The 15,709-nt window shown below is 72.8% G+C and carries 10 protein-coding genes; 5 read left to right on the top strand and 5 right to left on the bottom strand.

The genetic code is table 11. From position 1 onward, the window contains the following. Position 1: 1 nt before the first annotated feature. Both VKV23_01425 and VKV23_01420 read right to left on the bottom strand, forming a co-directional pair. Positions 2-376: an iron-sulfur cluster assembly protein gene (locus tag VKV23_01425; GenBank protein HLI14700.1), complete on the bottom strand. Its 375-nt coding sequence runs from the start codon at positions 374-376 to the stop codon at positions 2-4. Further along, positions 373-591, bottom strand: coding sequence for a DUF2249 domain-containing protein (locus VKV23_01420; protein HLI14699.1), 219 nt, complete (start codon positions 589-591; stop codon positions 373-375). Before VKV23_01420 ends, VKV23_01425 begins: the two co-directional genes overlap by 4 nt. A gap of 64 nt (positions 592-655) precedes the next feature. Here VKV23_01420 and VKV23_01415 point away from each other — a divergent pair, with 64 nt between their 5' ends. After that, positions 656-2,023 carry a hypothetical protein gene (locus VKV23_01415; protein HLI14698.1) on the top strand — a complete coding sequence of 456 codons (1,368 nt, stop codon included), beginning with the start codon at positions 656-658 and terminating at the stop codon, positions 2,021-2,023. Between the two features lie 118 nt (positions 2,024-2,141). On the opposite strand, the gene VKV23_01410 is transcribed toward VKV23_01415, so the two are convergent. After that, on the bottom strand, positions 2,142-3,080 hold the full coding sequence (locus VKV23_01410) for a DUF2249 domain-containing protein (GenBank protein HLI14697.1): 939 nt from the start codon (positions 3,078-3,080) through the stop codon (positions 2,142-2,144). A 195-nt stretch (positions 3,081-3,275) separates the two neighbouring features. Here VKV23_01410 and VKV23_01405 point away from each other — a divergent pair, with 195 nt between their 5' ends. The 3 genes from VKV23_01405 to VKV23_01395 are packed head-to-tail and all read left to right on the top strand — an operon-like array spanning position 3,276 to position 11,092. Then, positions 3,276-6,965, top strand: coding sequence for a nitrate reductase subunit alpha (locus tag VKV23_01405; GenBank protein HLI14696.1), 3,690 nt, complete (start codon positions 3,276-3,278; stop codon positions 6,963-6,965). 22 nt (positions 6,966-6,987) lie between these two features. After that, positions 6,988-9,936, top strand: coding sequence for a nitrate reductase subunit beta (gene narH / locus VKV23_01400; GenBank protein ID HLI14695.1), 2,949 nt, complete (start codon positions 6,988-6,990; stop codon positions 9,934-9,936). 13 nt (positions 9,937-9,949) lie between these two features. After that, entirely contained in the window at positions 9,950-11,092 is a 1,143-nt protein-coding gene (locus VKV23_01395) for a tellurite resistance/C4-dicarboxylate transporter family protein (protein HLI14694.1), read from the top strand. A 16-nt stretch (positions 11,093-11,108) separates the two neighbouring features. Here the strand turns inward: VKV23_01395 and VKV23_01390 are convergent, their stop codons facing one another. After that, positions 11,109-12,956 carry a cytochrome b N-terminal domain-containing protein gene (locus VKV23_01390; GenBank protein ID HLI14693.1) on the bottom strand — a complete coding sequence of 616 codons (1,848 nt, stop codon included), beginning with the start codon at positions 12,954-12,956 and terminating at the stop codon, positions 11,109-11,111. A gap of 263 nt (positions 12,957-13,219) precedes the next feature. Here VKV23_01390 and VKV23_01385 point away from each other — a divergent pair, with 263 nt between their 5' ends. Further along, positions 13,220-14,887 (top strand): IS1634 family transposase, encoded by a 1,668-nt coding sequence (locus VKV23_01385; GenBank protein HLI14692.1) that lies wholly within the window; start codon positions 13,220-13,222, stop codon positions 14,885-14,887. A gap of 188 nt (positions 14,888-15,075) precedes the next feature. On the opposite strand, the gene VKV23_01380 is transcribed toward VKV23_01385, so the two are convergent. Then, positions 15,076-15,709 (bottom strand): hypothetical protein (locus tag VKV23_01380; GenBank protein ID HLI14691.1); only part of this gene is annotated, 634 nt, incomplete at its 5' end.

The raw sequence follows: 15,709 nt of genomic DNA, 5'->3' as shown, positions 1-15,709 counted from the left end.
GTCACCGCCTCGCCGGGAACCCGAGGGCCGCCGCGGCCTCCTCGCACATCATCGCCGGGCTCCACGGCGGGTCGAAGACGAGGCGGACCTCGACGGGCAACGACCCGCCGAGCGCGGCCTCGACGGCCTCGGCGGCGAGCTCGGGGAGGCTCTCCGCGGCCGGACAGCCCGGCGTCGTGAGGGTCATCTCCACGACGAGCGCGCCGTCCACCGCAGCGATGCCGTAGACGAGACCGAGGGACACGACGTCGAGGCACAGCTCGGGGTCGTAGACGTCGCCGAGCGCCGCCCAGGCGCGCCCGACGGGGTCCTCGGCGTCGGGACGGGTTCGGGCCGGGCCGATCGAGACCGGCCGGCCCGAGCGCTCCTCGCTCACGTCCGCCGGAAGGTGACCCGCCAATCGCCACCTCCGATGTCGACCGCCTCGTAGGCGAACCCCTGCGACGACAGTACCCCCTCGAGGGGCACGGGCTCGAAGGGCGCGAGGACGACGAGCTCCTCGCCGTCGGCGAGCGAGGCAACCGCCGCCATGATCGTCTCGAACGGCTCGCCTCCGGCCGCGATGATCGGACGGGCGTCCACGAGGGCCATCTCGCCACCTCCCCCGGCCGACGGGCCGGTTTTTTCTGGTAACTAGCAGAACTATAGTGCAGGCGTGGACGCTGGGGCGAAGGCCACGGTGCGTGCGGCGGCCAGCGCCCCCGCCGGTGCGCCGGCCGGGCCGTGGGCCGGGCGCCCGTCCGGCGTGCCCGGCAGCGTGCCGCCGCCGTCGGTCCCGCTCGCCTTCCTCGCTGTTGCGGCCGTCGGTCTCGTGGCCTGCGGCATCGCCTGGGCGCTCGTCGCAGGGCAGGCAGCCGTCGACCCGACCGCCGACGAGGTCGTGGCCGCCGCGCACCTCGGCATGCTGGCCACCTTGTCGATGGGCGTGCTCGGGGCGATGCACCAGTTCGTCCCGGTCGTCACGCAGCGCCCGCTGCGCTCGACGCGCCTCGCCCGCGCCACCCTCGCCGCCTTCGCCGCGGCGTGCGCGCTCCTGCCCCTCGGCTTTTCGACCGGGGTCGAGGACCTCGTCGAGGCCGGCGGCGGTCTCGCTGCCGTCGCCGTCGCCCTCGCCGTCGCCAACCTCGCAGCCCCGCTCGCCGCGCGCGGCCGGGGGGCGCCGGTCGCCGGCCTGCGGACCGGCCTCGCCGGCTTCGTGGCGACGGCGTGCTTCGGCGTCGTCTACGTCGCCGACCGCCGGGCGGGCTGGTTCGACCTGTCGGGCCACGTGGTCCTCGCTCACGCCGTCGTCGGTCTGTTCGGCTGGCTCGGACTCGTCTACGTGAGCGTCGCCGAGAAGCTCTGGCCGATGTTCTTCCTCGCGCACCTGCCCGGCCGCCATCGGGTCGCCTGGCTCGCGGTGTCGGCCGTGCCCGCCGGTGCCGCGCTGCTCGCTCCGGGCCTGCTCCTTCGCGTGCCCGCCGTCGCCTGGACCGGGGCGGCGCTCCTCGCGCTCGGGCTCGGGGCGCACCTCGCGTCGCTCGCCGCCCATCTCCGCCGCCGCCGGCGGCGCGCGGACCTCCACCTGCTCTTCGTCGTCACCTCCGCGTGCTGGCTCGTCGCCGGCGCCGCACTCGGCCTCGACGGCGCGCTCGCGGGTTCGGGCGGGCCGGCTCGCGCGTTCGCGGCGGCGAGCGTGGCGGCAATCGCCGGTTGGCTCCTCGTCACGCTCGTCGGGCACGCCCACAAGGTCGTGCCGTTCATCGCCTGGTCCGCCCTGCGCGCCCGGGGCGTGGCCCGCAGCAGCGCTGGCCGCCCGCTCCTGTTCGCCGATCTCTACGGCCACGTCGCAGCGGCGCTCACGTACCTCCTCGTGAACGGCGGTGTCGCGGCGCTGTGCGCCGGCCTCGCTGCCCGAGCACCCGCCGCCACCGCCGTCGGCGGCTCGCTGCTCGCGGCGAGTGGCCTGCTCGGCGCGCTCAACCTGTCGTGGCGCCCGACGGTGCTCGCCGCGCGCGCCAGTTCCGGCGAGCGGACCGCCTAGCGCGCGGACCGCTCCCGCGCCGGCCGCGCGGCGCGCCGCCGTCGAGGCACCTCTCGAACGCGCCCGGCGCTGCGCCGCCGGGCGAGGCGGACGTCCCGGCGGCGCAGCGAGCGGGGGATCAGGACGATCCGGCGACGCCGGCCCGTCCGATGCGTACGCGCCAGACCCGCGGGCCGGTCTCGAGGTCCGCCCAGGTGAACTCGCCGGGGTGCTCGGCCTCGAGCTGGTAGCGAAGGGGGCGCGGCTCGTGGTCGTTCACGAGGACGAAGCCGGTGCCCGGGGCGAGGCGATCGAAGGCGGCGAAGATGGCGCGGTGGCGCTCCGCTGGGGCGAGCGGTCGCACGTCGAGCTCGAGGTCGCCCGGTTCGGGCTCGCCGGGCGCCGCCGCCCGAGCGGGCGCCGCGGCGCTGAGGCGGTGGAGGGCGGCGCCGAGCCGGGCGGCGAGGTCGGGCCGGGAGCGCCGGCACGCCACCCACGCGGCCGCGGCGAGCGAGCACGCCCGCTCGCCGCGGCCGCTCGCCGCCAGCTCCTCGGTCGCCTCGAGGAGGAGCGCCACGAGGGGCCCCGCTACCTCGCCGGCCTCGTCGGGCCGCGCCGGGGAGCCGAGCTCGCCGTGCATCGCGGCGAGGAGCGCGCTGAGGTCGGCGCCAGGGTCGGCGAGGAGGGCGGGCAGCACGACCTCGTTCTCGCGAGCGACGTGGGAGGCGAACAGCTCCTGGATCTCCGCAGCGAGCTGCGGCGTGGCATCGCTCGAGGCGAGGCCGGCGAGGCGGGCCACCGAAGCGGCGAGCGCCTCGTGCTCGCCGGTCATCTCCTCGATAGTCGCGGCGAGCTCCGCACGGGCCGCGGCAGCGGCGTAGACGGAGCGCTCCTCGGCCGCCGCGTGCGGCAGGACCGTCCCGGCGAGGAAGGCGACGAGCTCGCGGGTCGCGCCGGGCGCGCCCTCGCCCGAGCGGTGCGCGTCGCGCACGGCCGCGACTCGACGCGCGACGCCCTCCTCGAGCTCTCGGTGGTGGGCGAGCATCGCCTGGAAGCTCTCGGTCTCCGACACGGTCACGGCGCGCCTCCTCGTGCAGAACTATTTCTAGCATAGAGCAGAAAAACATCGACGACCAGCGGCTGCCCGGCCGCCGCTGCACCACCTCGTGGGGCGATGCGTCGCGTCCTTGACGGCACACGACCGGGCTGCGATGCTGCCCAGAACGAGCGATGCGCCCGGAAGCGAGGCAGCGGGCTTGACCGAGACGGCGACGTGAGCGCAGCGCGCGCCGGCGGGGCCGAGCTCCTCGCCGGCAGCGGCCTCGTGCGGGCGGCCCGCTACCTCCAGCCGGGCGTGCCGTCGCCCGACACGCGTGAGCTGCACCGCCGTGGCGGGCGGCGCGCCGAGGATTTCTACCGGGAGCGCTGGCGCCACGACAAGGTCGTGCGCTCGACCCACGGCGTGAACTGCACCGGCTCGTGCTCGTGGCAGGTCTTCGTCAAGGACGGGATCATCACCTGGGAGACCCAGGCGGTCGACTACCCGTCGGTGGGGCCGGACTCGCCCGAGTACGAGCCGCGCGGCTGCCCGCGGGGGGCGTCGTTCTCCTGGTACACGTACTCGCCGGCGCGGGTGCGCTACCCCTACGTGCGGGGCGTGCTCCTCGAGGCGTGGCGCGCCGCCCGCGAGCGCCTCGGCGACCCGGTGGCGGCGTGGGCGGAGGTGAGCGGCGACCCCGAGCGCGCCCGTGCGTACAAGTCCGCGCGCGGCCGCGGCGGGTTCGTGCGCGCGCCGTGGCCGGAGGTGCTCGAGCTCGTCGCCGCGGCGCACGTGCACACGGTCGCCACCTACGGCCCGGACCGTACGGCCGGGTTCACCGTCATCCCGGCGATGTCGATGGCCTCCTACGCGGCCGGCACGCGCTTCTACTCCCTGCTCGGCGGCGTGGTCCTCTCCTTCTACGACTGGTACGCCGACCTGCCGGTGGCCTCGCCGCAGACCTTCGGCGACCAGACCGACGTGCCGGAGTCGGCCGACTGGTGGAACGCCTCCTACCTCATCGTGTGGGGCACGAACCTGCCGATCACGCGCACCCCCGACGCGCACTTCATGGCGGAGGCCCGCTACCGGGGCCAGAAGGTCGTCGTCGTCTCGCCCGACTACTCCGACCACACGAAGTTCGCGGACGAGTGGCTCGCCGCGGCGCCGGGCACCGACGCCGCCCTGGCGATGGCGATGGGCCACGTCATCCTGACCGAGTTCTACCGGGACCGACCCGACCCGCCCTTCGCCGCCTACGCAGCGCGCTACACCGACCTGCCCTTCCTCGTCTCGCTGCGCGAGCGCGCCGACGCGTACGTGCCCGACCACTTCCTCACCGCCGCCGACCTCGGCGAGCGTGTCGAGCTGGCCGAGTGGAAGACGGTCGTGCTCGACGAGGCGACGGGCGAGCCGGCCGTGCCGAATGGATCGGTCGGCTTCCGCTGGAGCGAGTCGGGGGCCGGCCGCTGGAACCTCGACCTCGGGGAGATCCGCCCGGCGCTCAGCCTCTACGGGCGGCCTGGCGCCGAGGCGCTCCCCGTCGACCTCCCGCGCTTCGACGTCGGGGAGGGTCAGGGGGGCTCGACTGTGCGGCGCGGCGTCCCGGCGGTCCGCCTCGGCGGCCGTCTCGTCACGACCGTGTTCGACCTCGTGATGGCCCACTACGGCGTGGCGCGCCCGGGGCTCCCGGGCGAGTGGCCGTCGTCCTACGACGACGCCGGCGCACCCTACACGCCAGCCTGGCAGGAGGCGATCACCTCGGTGCCGGCCGCCGCGGCCGTGCGCGTCGCTCGCGAGTTCGCCGCCAACGCCGAGGCCTCAGGCGGTCGCTCGATGATCGCCATGGGCGCGGGGACCAACCACTGGTACCACTCGGACCAGATCTACCGCACCTTCCTCGCTCTCCTCCTGCTCACCGGGTGCGAGGGGGTGAACGGCGGGGGCTGGGCCCACTACGTGGGGCAGGAGAAGGTGCGCCCACTGACGGGGTGGTCGACCCTCGCCTTCGCCGCGGACTGGGTGCGGCCGACCCGGCACATGCCGGCCACCCCGTTCTGGTACCTCGCCACGGACCAGTGGCGCTACGAGGCGGCCCGGGCCGACGAGCTCGCCACGCCCCTCGGCGTCGGGCGCCTCGCCGGACGCTCCGTCGCGGACTGCAACCTCTACGCGGCGCGCTGCGGCTGGCTCGCCTCCCACCCGACGTTCGATCGCAACCCGCTCGACCTCGCCGACGAGGCCGTCGCCTCGGGGCGCAGCTGCGACGACTTCGTCGTCGGGGAGCTCGCCGCCGGGCGGCTCCGCTTCGCGGCCGCCGACCCCGATGACCCGGCGAACTTCCCGCGGGTCCTCACGGTCTGGCGCTCGAACCTCCTCGGCTCCTCGGGCAAGGGCCACGAGTACTTCCTCAGGCACCTCCTCGGGGCCGACCATGCCGTCGCGGCCTCTCCGTGTCCGCCCGAGGCGCGCCCGAGGGAGGTCGCGTGGCGCGAGTCGGCGCCCGAGGGCAAGCTCGACCTCCTCGTCGACATCGACTTCCGCATGACCTCGACGGGCATCTACGCCGACGTGGTGCTGCCGGCGGCGACCTGGTACGAGAAGCACGACCTCTCCTCGACCGACATGCACCCGTTCGTGCACTCGTTCAACCCCGCGATCGCGCCCCCCTGGGAGGCGCGCCCGGACTTCGAGATCTTCCAGGACCTCGCCGCGGCCTTCTCCCGGCTCGCGGCCGGGCGGCTCGGCGTGCGCCGGGACCTCGTCGCCGTGCCGCTCCTGCACGACACCCCCGACGAGTGCGCCCAGCCGGGCGGGCGGGCGCTCGACTGGCAGGCAGGGGAGTGCCCGCCCGTGCCCGGCCGGACGATGCCCCGCCTCGTCGTCGTCGAGCGGGACTACCCGGGCCTCGCCGAGCGCTTCGGCGCGCTCGGACCGCTCGTCGACGAGCTCGGCGCGACGACGAAGGGGGTCGTCTTCCCCGTCGGAGCCGAGGTCGAGTACCTGCGCAGCCGGAACGGGACGGTGCGCGGCGGCGTCGCGCACGGTCGTCCTCGTCTCGACCGGGCGATCCTGTTCTGCGAGGCGATCCTCGCGCTCTCGGGGACGACGAACGGGCGGCTCGCGGTCGCCGGCTTCGAGGCGCTCGAGGCGCGCACGGGTGTGCGGCTCGCCGACCTCGCGCACGAGCGCGCCGGCGATCGCATCACCTTCGCCGACACGATCGCCCAGCCGCGCTCGGTCATCTGCTCGCCGGAGTGGTCCGGCGCAGAGTCGTCCCAGCGCCGCTACGCCCCGTTCACCGTGAACGTCGAGCGGCTGAAGCCCTGGCACACCCTCACGGGGCGCCAGCACCTCTTCCTCGACCACGACTGGGTGGCCGAGCTCGGGGAGATGCTCCCCACCTACCGCCCGCCGCTCGACCTCGTCGCCGCCTTCGGCGACCAGCGGCGGCCGGGGACCGGCCCGCAGCTCGTCGCGCGCTTCCTCACCCCGCACTCGAAGTGGTCGATCCACTCCGAGTACCAGGACAACCTGCACATGCTGAACCTGTTCCGCGGCGGGCCGGTCATCTGGGTGAACGACCTCGACGCGCGCCGCCTCGGGGTCGCCGACAACGACTGGGTCGAGGCGTACAACCGCAACGGCGTCACGGTGGCGCGCGCCGCGGTCAGCCATCGCGTCCCGCCGGGGACCGTGCTCATGTACCACGCCGTGGATCGCCACCTCGAGATGCCCCTCTCCGAGCTGTCCGGGCTGCACGGCGGCACCGACAACTCGCTGACGCGCGTCGTCATGAAGCCGACGCACCTCATCGGCGGCTACGCCCAGCTCTCCTACGGCTTCAACTACTACGGGCCGACCGGCTCGCAGCGGGACGAGCTCGCCGTCATCCGGCGCCGCTCGCAGGACGTGGCGTTCTGATCGGGAGGCCGGCGTGCGGGTGATGGCGCAGGTGTGCATGGTGATGAACCTCGACAAGTGCATCGGGTGCCACACCTGCACGGTGACCTGCAAGCAGACGTGGACGAACCGGCCGGGGACCGAGTACGTCTACTTCAACAACGTCGAGACGAAGCCGGGCGTCGGCTACCCGAGGCACTACGAGGACCAGCAGCGCTGGAAGGGCGGGTGGGAGCTCGACCGAAGGGGGCGGCTGCGCCTGCGTGCCGGCGGGCGCCTGCGGCGGCTCGCGACGATCTTCTACAACCCGGACCTGCCGACGATCGAGGACTTCCACGACCCGTTCACCTACGACTACGCGCGCCTGATCGAGGCCCCCGCGGGGACGAAGGCACCGTCGGTCTCGGCCCGGTCGGCGCTGACCGGCCTCGAGATGACCCCGCGCTGGGGCGCGAACTGGGAGGACGACCTCGCCGGGGCGCCCGAGCGCGCGCGCGACGACCCGAACCTCGCTGCCCTCGGCGAGCGCGTCCGGCTCGACTTCGAGTCGGTGTTCATGTTCTACCTGCCGCGCATCTGCGAGCACTGCCTCAACCCCTCCTGCGTCGCCTCGTGCCCGTCGGGCGCGATGTACAAGCGGTCCGAGGACGGCATCGTCCTCGTCGACCAGGACCGCTGCCGAGGGTGGCGCTTCTGCGTCTCGGGGTGCCCGTACAAGAAGGTGTACTTCAACCACCGCACCGGCAAGGCGGAGAAGTGCACCTTCTGCTTCCCCCGCGTCGAGGCCGGACTTCCCACGATCTGCTCGGAGACCTGCGTCGGTCGGCTGCGCTACCTCGGGCTCGTCCTCTACGACGCCGATGCCGTGACCGCCGCTGCCGCGAGCCCCGACCCGGCCGACCTCTACGAGGCGCAGCTCGCGCTCTTCCTCGATCCGGCTGACCCCGCCGTCGCCGCCGAGGCGGAGCGTCAGGGGATCCCGCACGACTGGGTTGCGGCCGCCCGCCGCTCGCCTGCCTACGCGCTGATCGCCCGCCACCGGGTCGCGCTGCCGCTGCACCCGGAGTTCCGGACGCTGCCGATGGTGTGGTACGTGCCGCCGCTCTCGCCGGTCGTCGACGTCGCCGCCGACCGCGGCGACGACGGGCGAGACCCGACGGCGGTCTTCGCCGCCATCGACGCCTTGCGCATCCCGCTCGAGTACCTCGCCAGCCTGCTCAGCGCCGGGCGGGTCGGACCGGTGCGCGACGCGCTGCGACGCCTCGCGGCCGTGCGCGCCCTCATGCGGGCGCGCCAGCTCGGGCGTCCGCCGGCTGTCGATCTCGACGCCGTGGGCATGAGCGACGCGGATGCGGAGGACCTCTTCCGCCTGCTCGCCATCGCCCGCTACGAGGACCGCTACGTCGTGCCCCCGCGCACGCCGAGGAGGGCGGGCGTCTGCTCGCTCAGCACGCCCTCTCCGGCTGCGCGCTCGGCGCTGACGAGGACCCTCGCGTCGCGGCCACGCCGAGCCAGATCCTCGTGCGCGACCCCGCCGATCCGGCCGAGGCCCTCGGCCGCGACGAGGTCCGGCGCCTCCACCTGCGGGTGCTGCCCGATTCGCCGGAGCCGGAGGCGCCGGCGTGAGGCGCCGGGAGGCGGCGGTCCTGTTCGGCTGCGCCTCGGTGCTCCTCAGCTACCCGGAGGAGGGCTACGCCGAGGACCTCGGGGCGGTGCGAGGCGCCCTCGGCCGCCTCCCGGGCTCGCGGGCGCGCGCCCGGCTCGCCGCTGCCTGCGAGGCGCTCGCCCTCCGCTCCCTCCTCGAGGCGCAGGCCGACTACGTCGACACCTTCGACCTGCGACGACGCTCGCTCCACCTCACCTCCTACCGCTACGGCGAGGGGCGCGAGCGGGGGGCCGCCCTCGCCGAGATGGCCGGCACCTACCGGTCGCTCGGCCTCGCGCTCGCGCCGGGCGAACTGCCCGACTTCCTCCCGGCGCTGCTCGAGCTGGCGGCCGTGTCGCCAGTTGGCGCCACCCTCCTCGCCGAGCACCGCAGCGCGCTCGAGGCGCTGAGCGAGGACCTCGGCCCCTCGGGCCCGTACGCCGCCGCGCTCGAGGGGCTGCTGGAGGTTCTGCGTCCGCGGCGCCGACTCGGGCCGCTCGGGCGCCGGCGGGGGGCGAGGGCAGGTGGCGACGGCGCCAGGGCCGCGCCGGCGGTCGGACGCGGTCGGGCGTGCGCCGCGGCGACGTGAGCGGACTCGCCGGCGTCACCGGCTTCCAGCTGTTCTGGTGGGTGATCCTGCCGTACGTCGCGCTCGCCACCTTCGTGATCGGCCACGTCTGGCGCTACCGCTACGACCAGTTCGGCTGGACGAGCCGGTCCACCCAGCTCCAGGAGCGGCGCCTGCTGAAGTGGGGCTCCCCGTTGTTCCACTACGCGACGTTCGCCGCCATCGGCGGCCACGTCATCGGCATCCTCGTGCCCGAGCGTTTCACGCGCGCCATCGGGATCCCCGAGGCGGCCTACCGCTGGTTCGCCGCCTCGGCGGGCACCGTCGCGGCTGCCGGCGTGATCGCGGGCGTCGCGATCCTCGCGGGGCGCCGCCTCTTCGTCGCCCGTGTCCGCGCGACGACGTCCGCCGTCGACTGGGTGGCGCTCGTCCTGCTCGCCATCGTCATCGTGCTCGGGATCGCCGAGACCGTCGGCGTGGGGCTGCTCGGGAGCGGCTACGACTACCGCGAGAGCGTGTCGCTGTGGTTCCGGGGACTGTTCGTCGGCAACCCCGACGTGCGCGCGGTGGCCCGCGCCCCGCTCATCTACCAGGTGCACGCCACGGCCGCCTGGGCGGTGCTCGCCGTGTGGCCCTTCAGCCGCCTCGTGCACGCGTGGAGCTACCCGGTCTGGTACCTGTGGCGGCCGTACGTCGTCTACCGCAGCCGGGTCGCGACGCGCCCGAACGAACCGGGGACGAGCGGCCGGCGCTGGCGGCGCATCGGTGTGCCCTACTGAGCGACGGCCGGACGTGACCGCCGGCGACCCCCTCGCCTGGCTCGAGGGCGGCAGCGCCCCTGCTCGGCCGCCGGCCGCGCCGGGCGCGGGGCGTGCTGGCACCGTGCGGCGCGCGCTCGACACGCTCGACCCCGGCTACTTCGCGTTCGTCATGGCGAGCGGGATCGTCTCCGTCGGCGCCGACCTCCTCGGGTACCCCCTTCTCTCGCAGGTCGTCCTCGGCGTCACGGTCGCCGGCTTCGTGCTCCTCACCCTCGCCTACGGCGCGCGCCTCGTCTGGTTTCGGGCGTCGGTGCGGCGCAGCCTCCTCGACCCGACGACCGCGATGGCCTACTTCACCGTGGTCGCCGGCTCGAACGTGCTCGCGGCGCGCGTCGCGCTCGGCGGGCACCCCCTCGTCGCCCTCGGCCTCGGTGCCGCGGGCGCGCTCGTCTGGCTCGGCCTCACCTACGGCCTGCCGTGGTCGATCGTGGTCGCCGCCCGACGGCCCGTCCTCGGCGAGCTGAACGGCACCTGGCTCGTCTGGGTCGTCGCCACCCAGTCCGTGGCCATCGTGGCCGCCGCGCTCGCGCCCGGGGGTCCCCCGGCCGCGCTGCGCGCCGCGCTTCCGGCGGTCGCGGTCTGCTTCTGGAGCGTCGGCGCCGTCCTCTACCTCCTCCTCATCGGCGCGATCTTCCTCCGCCTCCTGCTCGTCGAGATCACGCCGGCGGAGATGGGCCCGGCGTACTGGATCGCGATGGGGGCGACCGCCATCAGCGTGCGCGCCGCGGCGGGGATCCTCGCCGACGCGCACGTCCCGGGCGGGGCCTTCGTCGGCGAGCTGCGCCCCTTTCTCGTCGGGCTCTCGACCGTCCTGTGGGCCTTCGGCACCTGGTGGATACCGCTCCTCGTGCTGTTCGGGGTGTGGCGCTACCTCCTGCAGGGCTACCCCCGCACGTACGAGCCGCGCCTGTGGAGCGTCGTCTTCCCGCTCGGGATGTACACGGTGGCGTCCTACACGCTCGGGCGTGCCGCCAGGCTCGGGTTCATGGTCTCGCTGGCGAGGGTCTGGTTCTTCGTCGGGTTGTCGGCTTGGGCCGTCGTCCTCGTGCTGATGCTCGCCGCCGGGGCACGTGCCCTCGCGCGCCGCGACGGCACGGCACGTCGGCGCCGCTAGCTCGCCCGGTGCGGGCTCAGCTCGGCCGGCGTTCGCCGAGGGACTCGGCCTCTCGGTAGTAGTGGCGCCAGACGAGGCGGTGGATCGGCACGAGGCGCGGGAGGTCGCGCAGGCCCGGGATGAAGGGTACGAGGAGCAGCAGGAGGGTCGCGGCGCCGGTGAGGTAGATGGCGATGAGGTCGATGTTGGCCGAGGTGTCGATCCCCGGGATGTGGTACCAGAGCTGGTAGAGCCACAGCCAGGGTTGGCCCGGGTAGCTCCCCGTCTCGTTCATCACGCCCCACTGGTTCCCCTGGAGGTGCTCGGCGGTCGCCTGGTTGGCGTAGTAGCTGCCGTCGGCGAGGCAGAGCAGCGGCTTCGTGAAGTTCGTCCCGTAGAAGGGCTGGCGAGCGAGGAGGCTGGCGTCCAGGCCTCCGTCGCGCGCGAGGGTCAGCTCGGCCGCCATGAGCTCGGGCACCGGCCCGTAGCTGCCGGGCGCGACGACCGGTGCGCCCCCGGTCGCGAAGGTGACGCGCCTCGCAGCCGCTGTCGCGTAGGCCTGCGCCCAGGACCGCTGCTGGGCGGGCGAGGCGGCACCCCAGGCAGCGAGGGCGCGACGCAGGGCCCGGTCGTGACCGGCGACGGCGCGCAGCGGGTCGAGGACGAACATCTGCTGCGGGTCGATCGGGTCGAGGATGCCGGCGAGGCGCTGCCAGGAGATGCCGAGGCCCTGCACGGCACCATCGCCGTTGTTGTAGGGCGGGCCGTACGTCGCGGAGAACGAGGTACCTGCGAGCTCGGAGGCGGCGGTGGCCACGAAGTCGGCCGGGTCTGCGCTCGCCCACTGGCGCAGCGTGATCTGGGGCTTGTCCGGCGAGGAGAGCAGCGAGGCGAGAGCAACGGCCGCGAGGACGACGACGACGGTGGCGGCGACGGCCTCCTTCACGAGGTCGTAGCGGCGAACCGGGCCGCGCCAGGATGCCGCGTCGTGGGCCCTGAGCTCGCGTCGAGTCGGCCGGCGCACCTCGGCCGAGCGCTGACCGAGCGCGTCGCGCCCGGCGCGCGCGGGGAACGGGTGCACGACCCCCCGGTAGCGGACGAGGAGGATGTGGACGGCGACGAGGCCGACGAGGACGAGCGGCATGAGGACGACGTGCCAGAGGAGCATCTGGCCGAGGTTCATCACGTTCCAGAAGCCACCCACGCCGGCAGCGTTGAAGGCGTCCTTGCCGTTCGTGGCGATCCACTGCGAGTCGAAGTTCTGCTGGGACAGGTAGCCGGTGAAGCACTCCACGACCGACGCGAGGAAGGCGAGGACGCCGGTCATCCACGTCCGCCCGCGCTGGCCGCGCCAGGCCGCCATCCAGAACTTGCCCCACAGGTGGATGACCATGAAGGCCATGAAGAGCTCGACGCTCCAGAGGTGCAGGCTGTTGAAGAAGTGCCCGCCCGGGTTCGAGTGCCACCAGTCGACGCCGCCCAGCGCGATCAGCAGGCCCGACACGATCGCTACCGCCAGGGCGGCGAGGCTCGCCACGCCGAAGACGTAGATCCAGGAGGCGACGTAGGAGGGCTGCGTCTCGGGGAGCAGCTTGTCTGGTGGGAGCAGGCGCACCCCGAGCCGCCGGAGGCGGCCGGTCCACGACGGCGCGCTGTCCCCGCCCGAGCGACCGGCTCGCTCGGGCCCTTCCGGGTCGCCGACCTGCTCGACCTGGCGCCCCGGCGGGAAGCGCACGAGCAGGGCGCCGGCGAAGATGAGGAGCATCGCGCCGATGACCCCGAGGTTCGCGACGGAGATGACAAGCACGGACCAGTGCAGGTAGGTGCCCGGGGTGTTGAGGTTCACGACGGCCCCGACCAGCGCTGCAGAACCCGCGTGGACCACGGCGACCTCCGATCCTCGTCTCGACCGCCAGCGTCGCGAGCGTAGGGCGATGAGACCGCGCGGTGCTGGATTGCCGGATCGACGCGATCGCTCGGGCGAGCGTCAGCCCGGGTTCGACAGTTGCAGGCCGTCTCTAGGCACGCCGAGCGCTGAACACCCAGGTCAGGGAGTTGGGAGCCCGCCAGAAGGGTCGAAGTGCCTAGGCACACAATATCGCGAGTGATCCGCGTCTGGTCAGGGATGATGTGGTATCATCCTAGGTGATGTACCTGCGGACGATCTCCCGCCGGAACCGAGACGGTTCGGTGGTCCGCTACTGCCAGCTCGCCCACAACACCTGGGACTCCACCCGCCAGCAGGCACGCGCCGAGGTCGTCTACTCCTTCGGGCGTGAAGACGAGCTCGACCGCGAGGCGCTCAAGCGGCTCGTGCGCTCGATCTCGAGGTTCTTGGACCCCGCCGACGCCCTCGAGGCGAGCGCGTCGGGTGAGCTGTCGTTCGTCGCATCTCGGCCCTTCGGCGGCGCCTACGTGCTCGATGAGCTGTGGCGCAAGCTCGAGATCCCCCGCGCCATCGCCAAGGCTGCCTCGGGCAGGCGGCTGTCGGCATCGGTCGAGCGCCTCTTGTTCTGCCTCGTCTGTAACCGGGCCCTCGCCCCCTCCTCGAAGCTCGCCGCCTTGGAGTGGGCGGCAAGCGACGTGGCGCTGCCTGGCATCTCGGGCGTCGGCACCGACCCCCAGGTCTTCTACCGCGCCATGGACTTCCTCTTGGACGCCACAGAGGCGATCCAGCGCGAGGTGTTCTTTGCGGTCGCCAACCTCTTCAACGTAGAAGTCGACGTGATCCTCTTCGACACGACCTCCACCTACTTCGAGATCGACGACACCGATGACTTCCGCCGCTTCGGGCACTCAAAGGACCACAGAGGCGACCGGCCCCAGGTCGTGATCGGCCTGGCCGTCACCAAAGACGGCATCCCCGTCAGGTGCTGGAGCTTTGCGGGCAACGCCTCGGACACCGTCGTCATCCGCCAGGTCCACGACGAGCTCGGCTCCTGGAAGCTCCACCGGGTGCTTTGGATCGGCGACCGGGGGTTCAGCTCCGAGGAGAACCGCACCTACCTGCAGCGTGGGGGCGGCCACGTGCTTCTCGGCGAGAAGCTTCGCCAGGGCAACGCCAACCACGAGGCACTCGCCCGTCCCGGCCGCTTCAAGACGATCGACGATCGCCTCGAGGTGAAAGAGGTCGTGGTCGGCGACGGTCCGGCCCGCCGGCGCTTCGTCGTTGCCAAGGACCCGGCCGAGGCCGAGCGCGACCGCCAGCGCCGGGACGAGGCGATCGCCCGCCTCGAAGAAGAGCTCCAAGCGATCGAGAAGAAGAAAGGTGACGCGCGGCTCGCCGCAGAAGGTGAGCTCCTCTGCCATCCCACGCTGAAGCGCTACCTCACCCGCAGGTCCGGCCGCCTCGTCATCGACAAGGCAAAGGTCCGGGCCGAAGCCCACCTCGACGGCAAGTTCTTGCTGTCCTGCACCGACGACGCGCTCTCGGCCTCCGACATGGCCCGGCTCTACAAGTCGCTCCTCGAAGTCGAGGCGTCCTGGCGGGACCTGAAACAGGTGATCGAGCTGCGCCCGATCTACCACCGCAAGGAGGACCGGATCCGAGCGCACGTGACCTTGTGCTTCTTGGCGCTCATGTTGGTCCGCGTGATCGAGCGGGCAACGGGCGACACGTGGCGCAACGTCCGACGCGAGCTCGAGCGCATGCATCTCGGTGAGTTCTCAGGACCCGCAGGACGCGTCGTCCAGCGCACCGAGACCACGCCGCGCCAGCGCGAGATCCTGAGTGCCCTCGAGCTGCGCGAGCCGCCACTGCTCGTCGAGCACGAGACCGCTCCGCGGCCCCGCCGACGGACTGCAGGGCCGGCCTAGGCACTACACGCCCGCCGGGCCCTTCGCGTCTCCCCTGGTCAACGCCCTCGTTGGCGTCTTGTGTGTCCAGCAACTGTCGAACTCGGGGTCAGGCAGAGGGCGATGTCGCCGCGGCGCGAGCCGGCTGCGGCCAGCGAGCACGAGGCGAAGTGGGCAACCAGTCCGCAGGAAGAGCGGGTGCCGCGGCGTCAGGTTCGGCCGCCGCCCTCGTTCTTCTTCGCGATCGCCGCCTTCCTCCAGAGATCCTTGAGCGGCTCGTACCGCTTGCTGTCGTGCGGATCGGTCCCGGTCAGAGCCGTCAAGATCTTCTGTTTGAGGTTCTCGTCTGCTGGGAGTGGCTGTCCCACGGCCAACTCATCGCTGATCTTCTTGGTAAAGGTAATGCTCTCGACGCACTCCCAGGGAATCCTGTCCATCAGGACCTCGCGATTCTTGCGCGCGCTGTAGATGTACTCGTCGAGCTCATCCGCCGCCTTGCGCTTGATCGGAAGTGTCTTCGACAGGTCCGTGAACGCCGATCTGAGCGCATCCTTGTGTGCTCTCGCCACGTCACGATCGCGCGGATCGGTGCTGAACGCCTTCGGGTACTGCTGCAACTGGTCTCGAATCCCACGAAGACACTGCAACTTCTTTGCTTGAGCTTCCCCAGTCGAACTTGGCGCATCAAACGGAGATAGGAGATCAGAGCCCTCCGAATCTGCCAGGATCTGCATGTCGTCCGTAAACTTCGTGGCCGCTAGCTTAGCCAGCTTCATGAGGTCATCGACAGGGAAGTAGCGGTCGTAGGCCGTCTTGAACTTGTGCGACTCCTCGGAGTGCTGG

Source organism: Acidimicrobiales bacterium (genome assembly GCA_035294085.1).
GTDB lineage: Bacteria > Actinomycetota > Acidimicrobiia > Acidimicrobiales > Bog-793 > DATGLP01.
The sequence above is the reverse complement of the archived record's forward strand: the minus strand, read 5'-3'. Positions and strand labels throughout refer to the sequence as shown.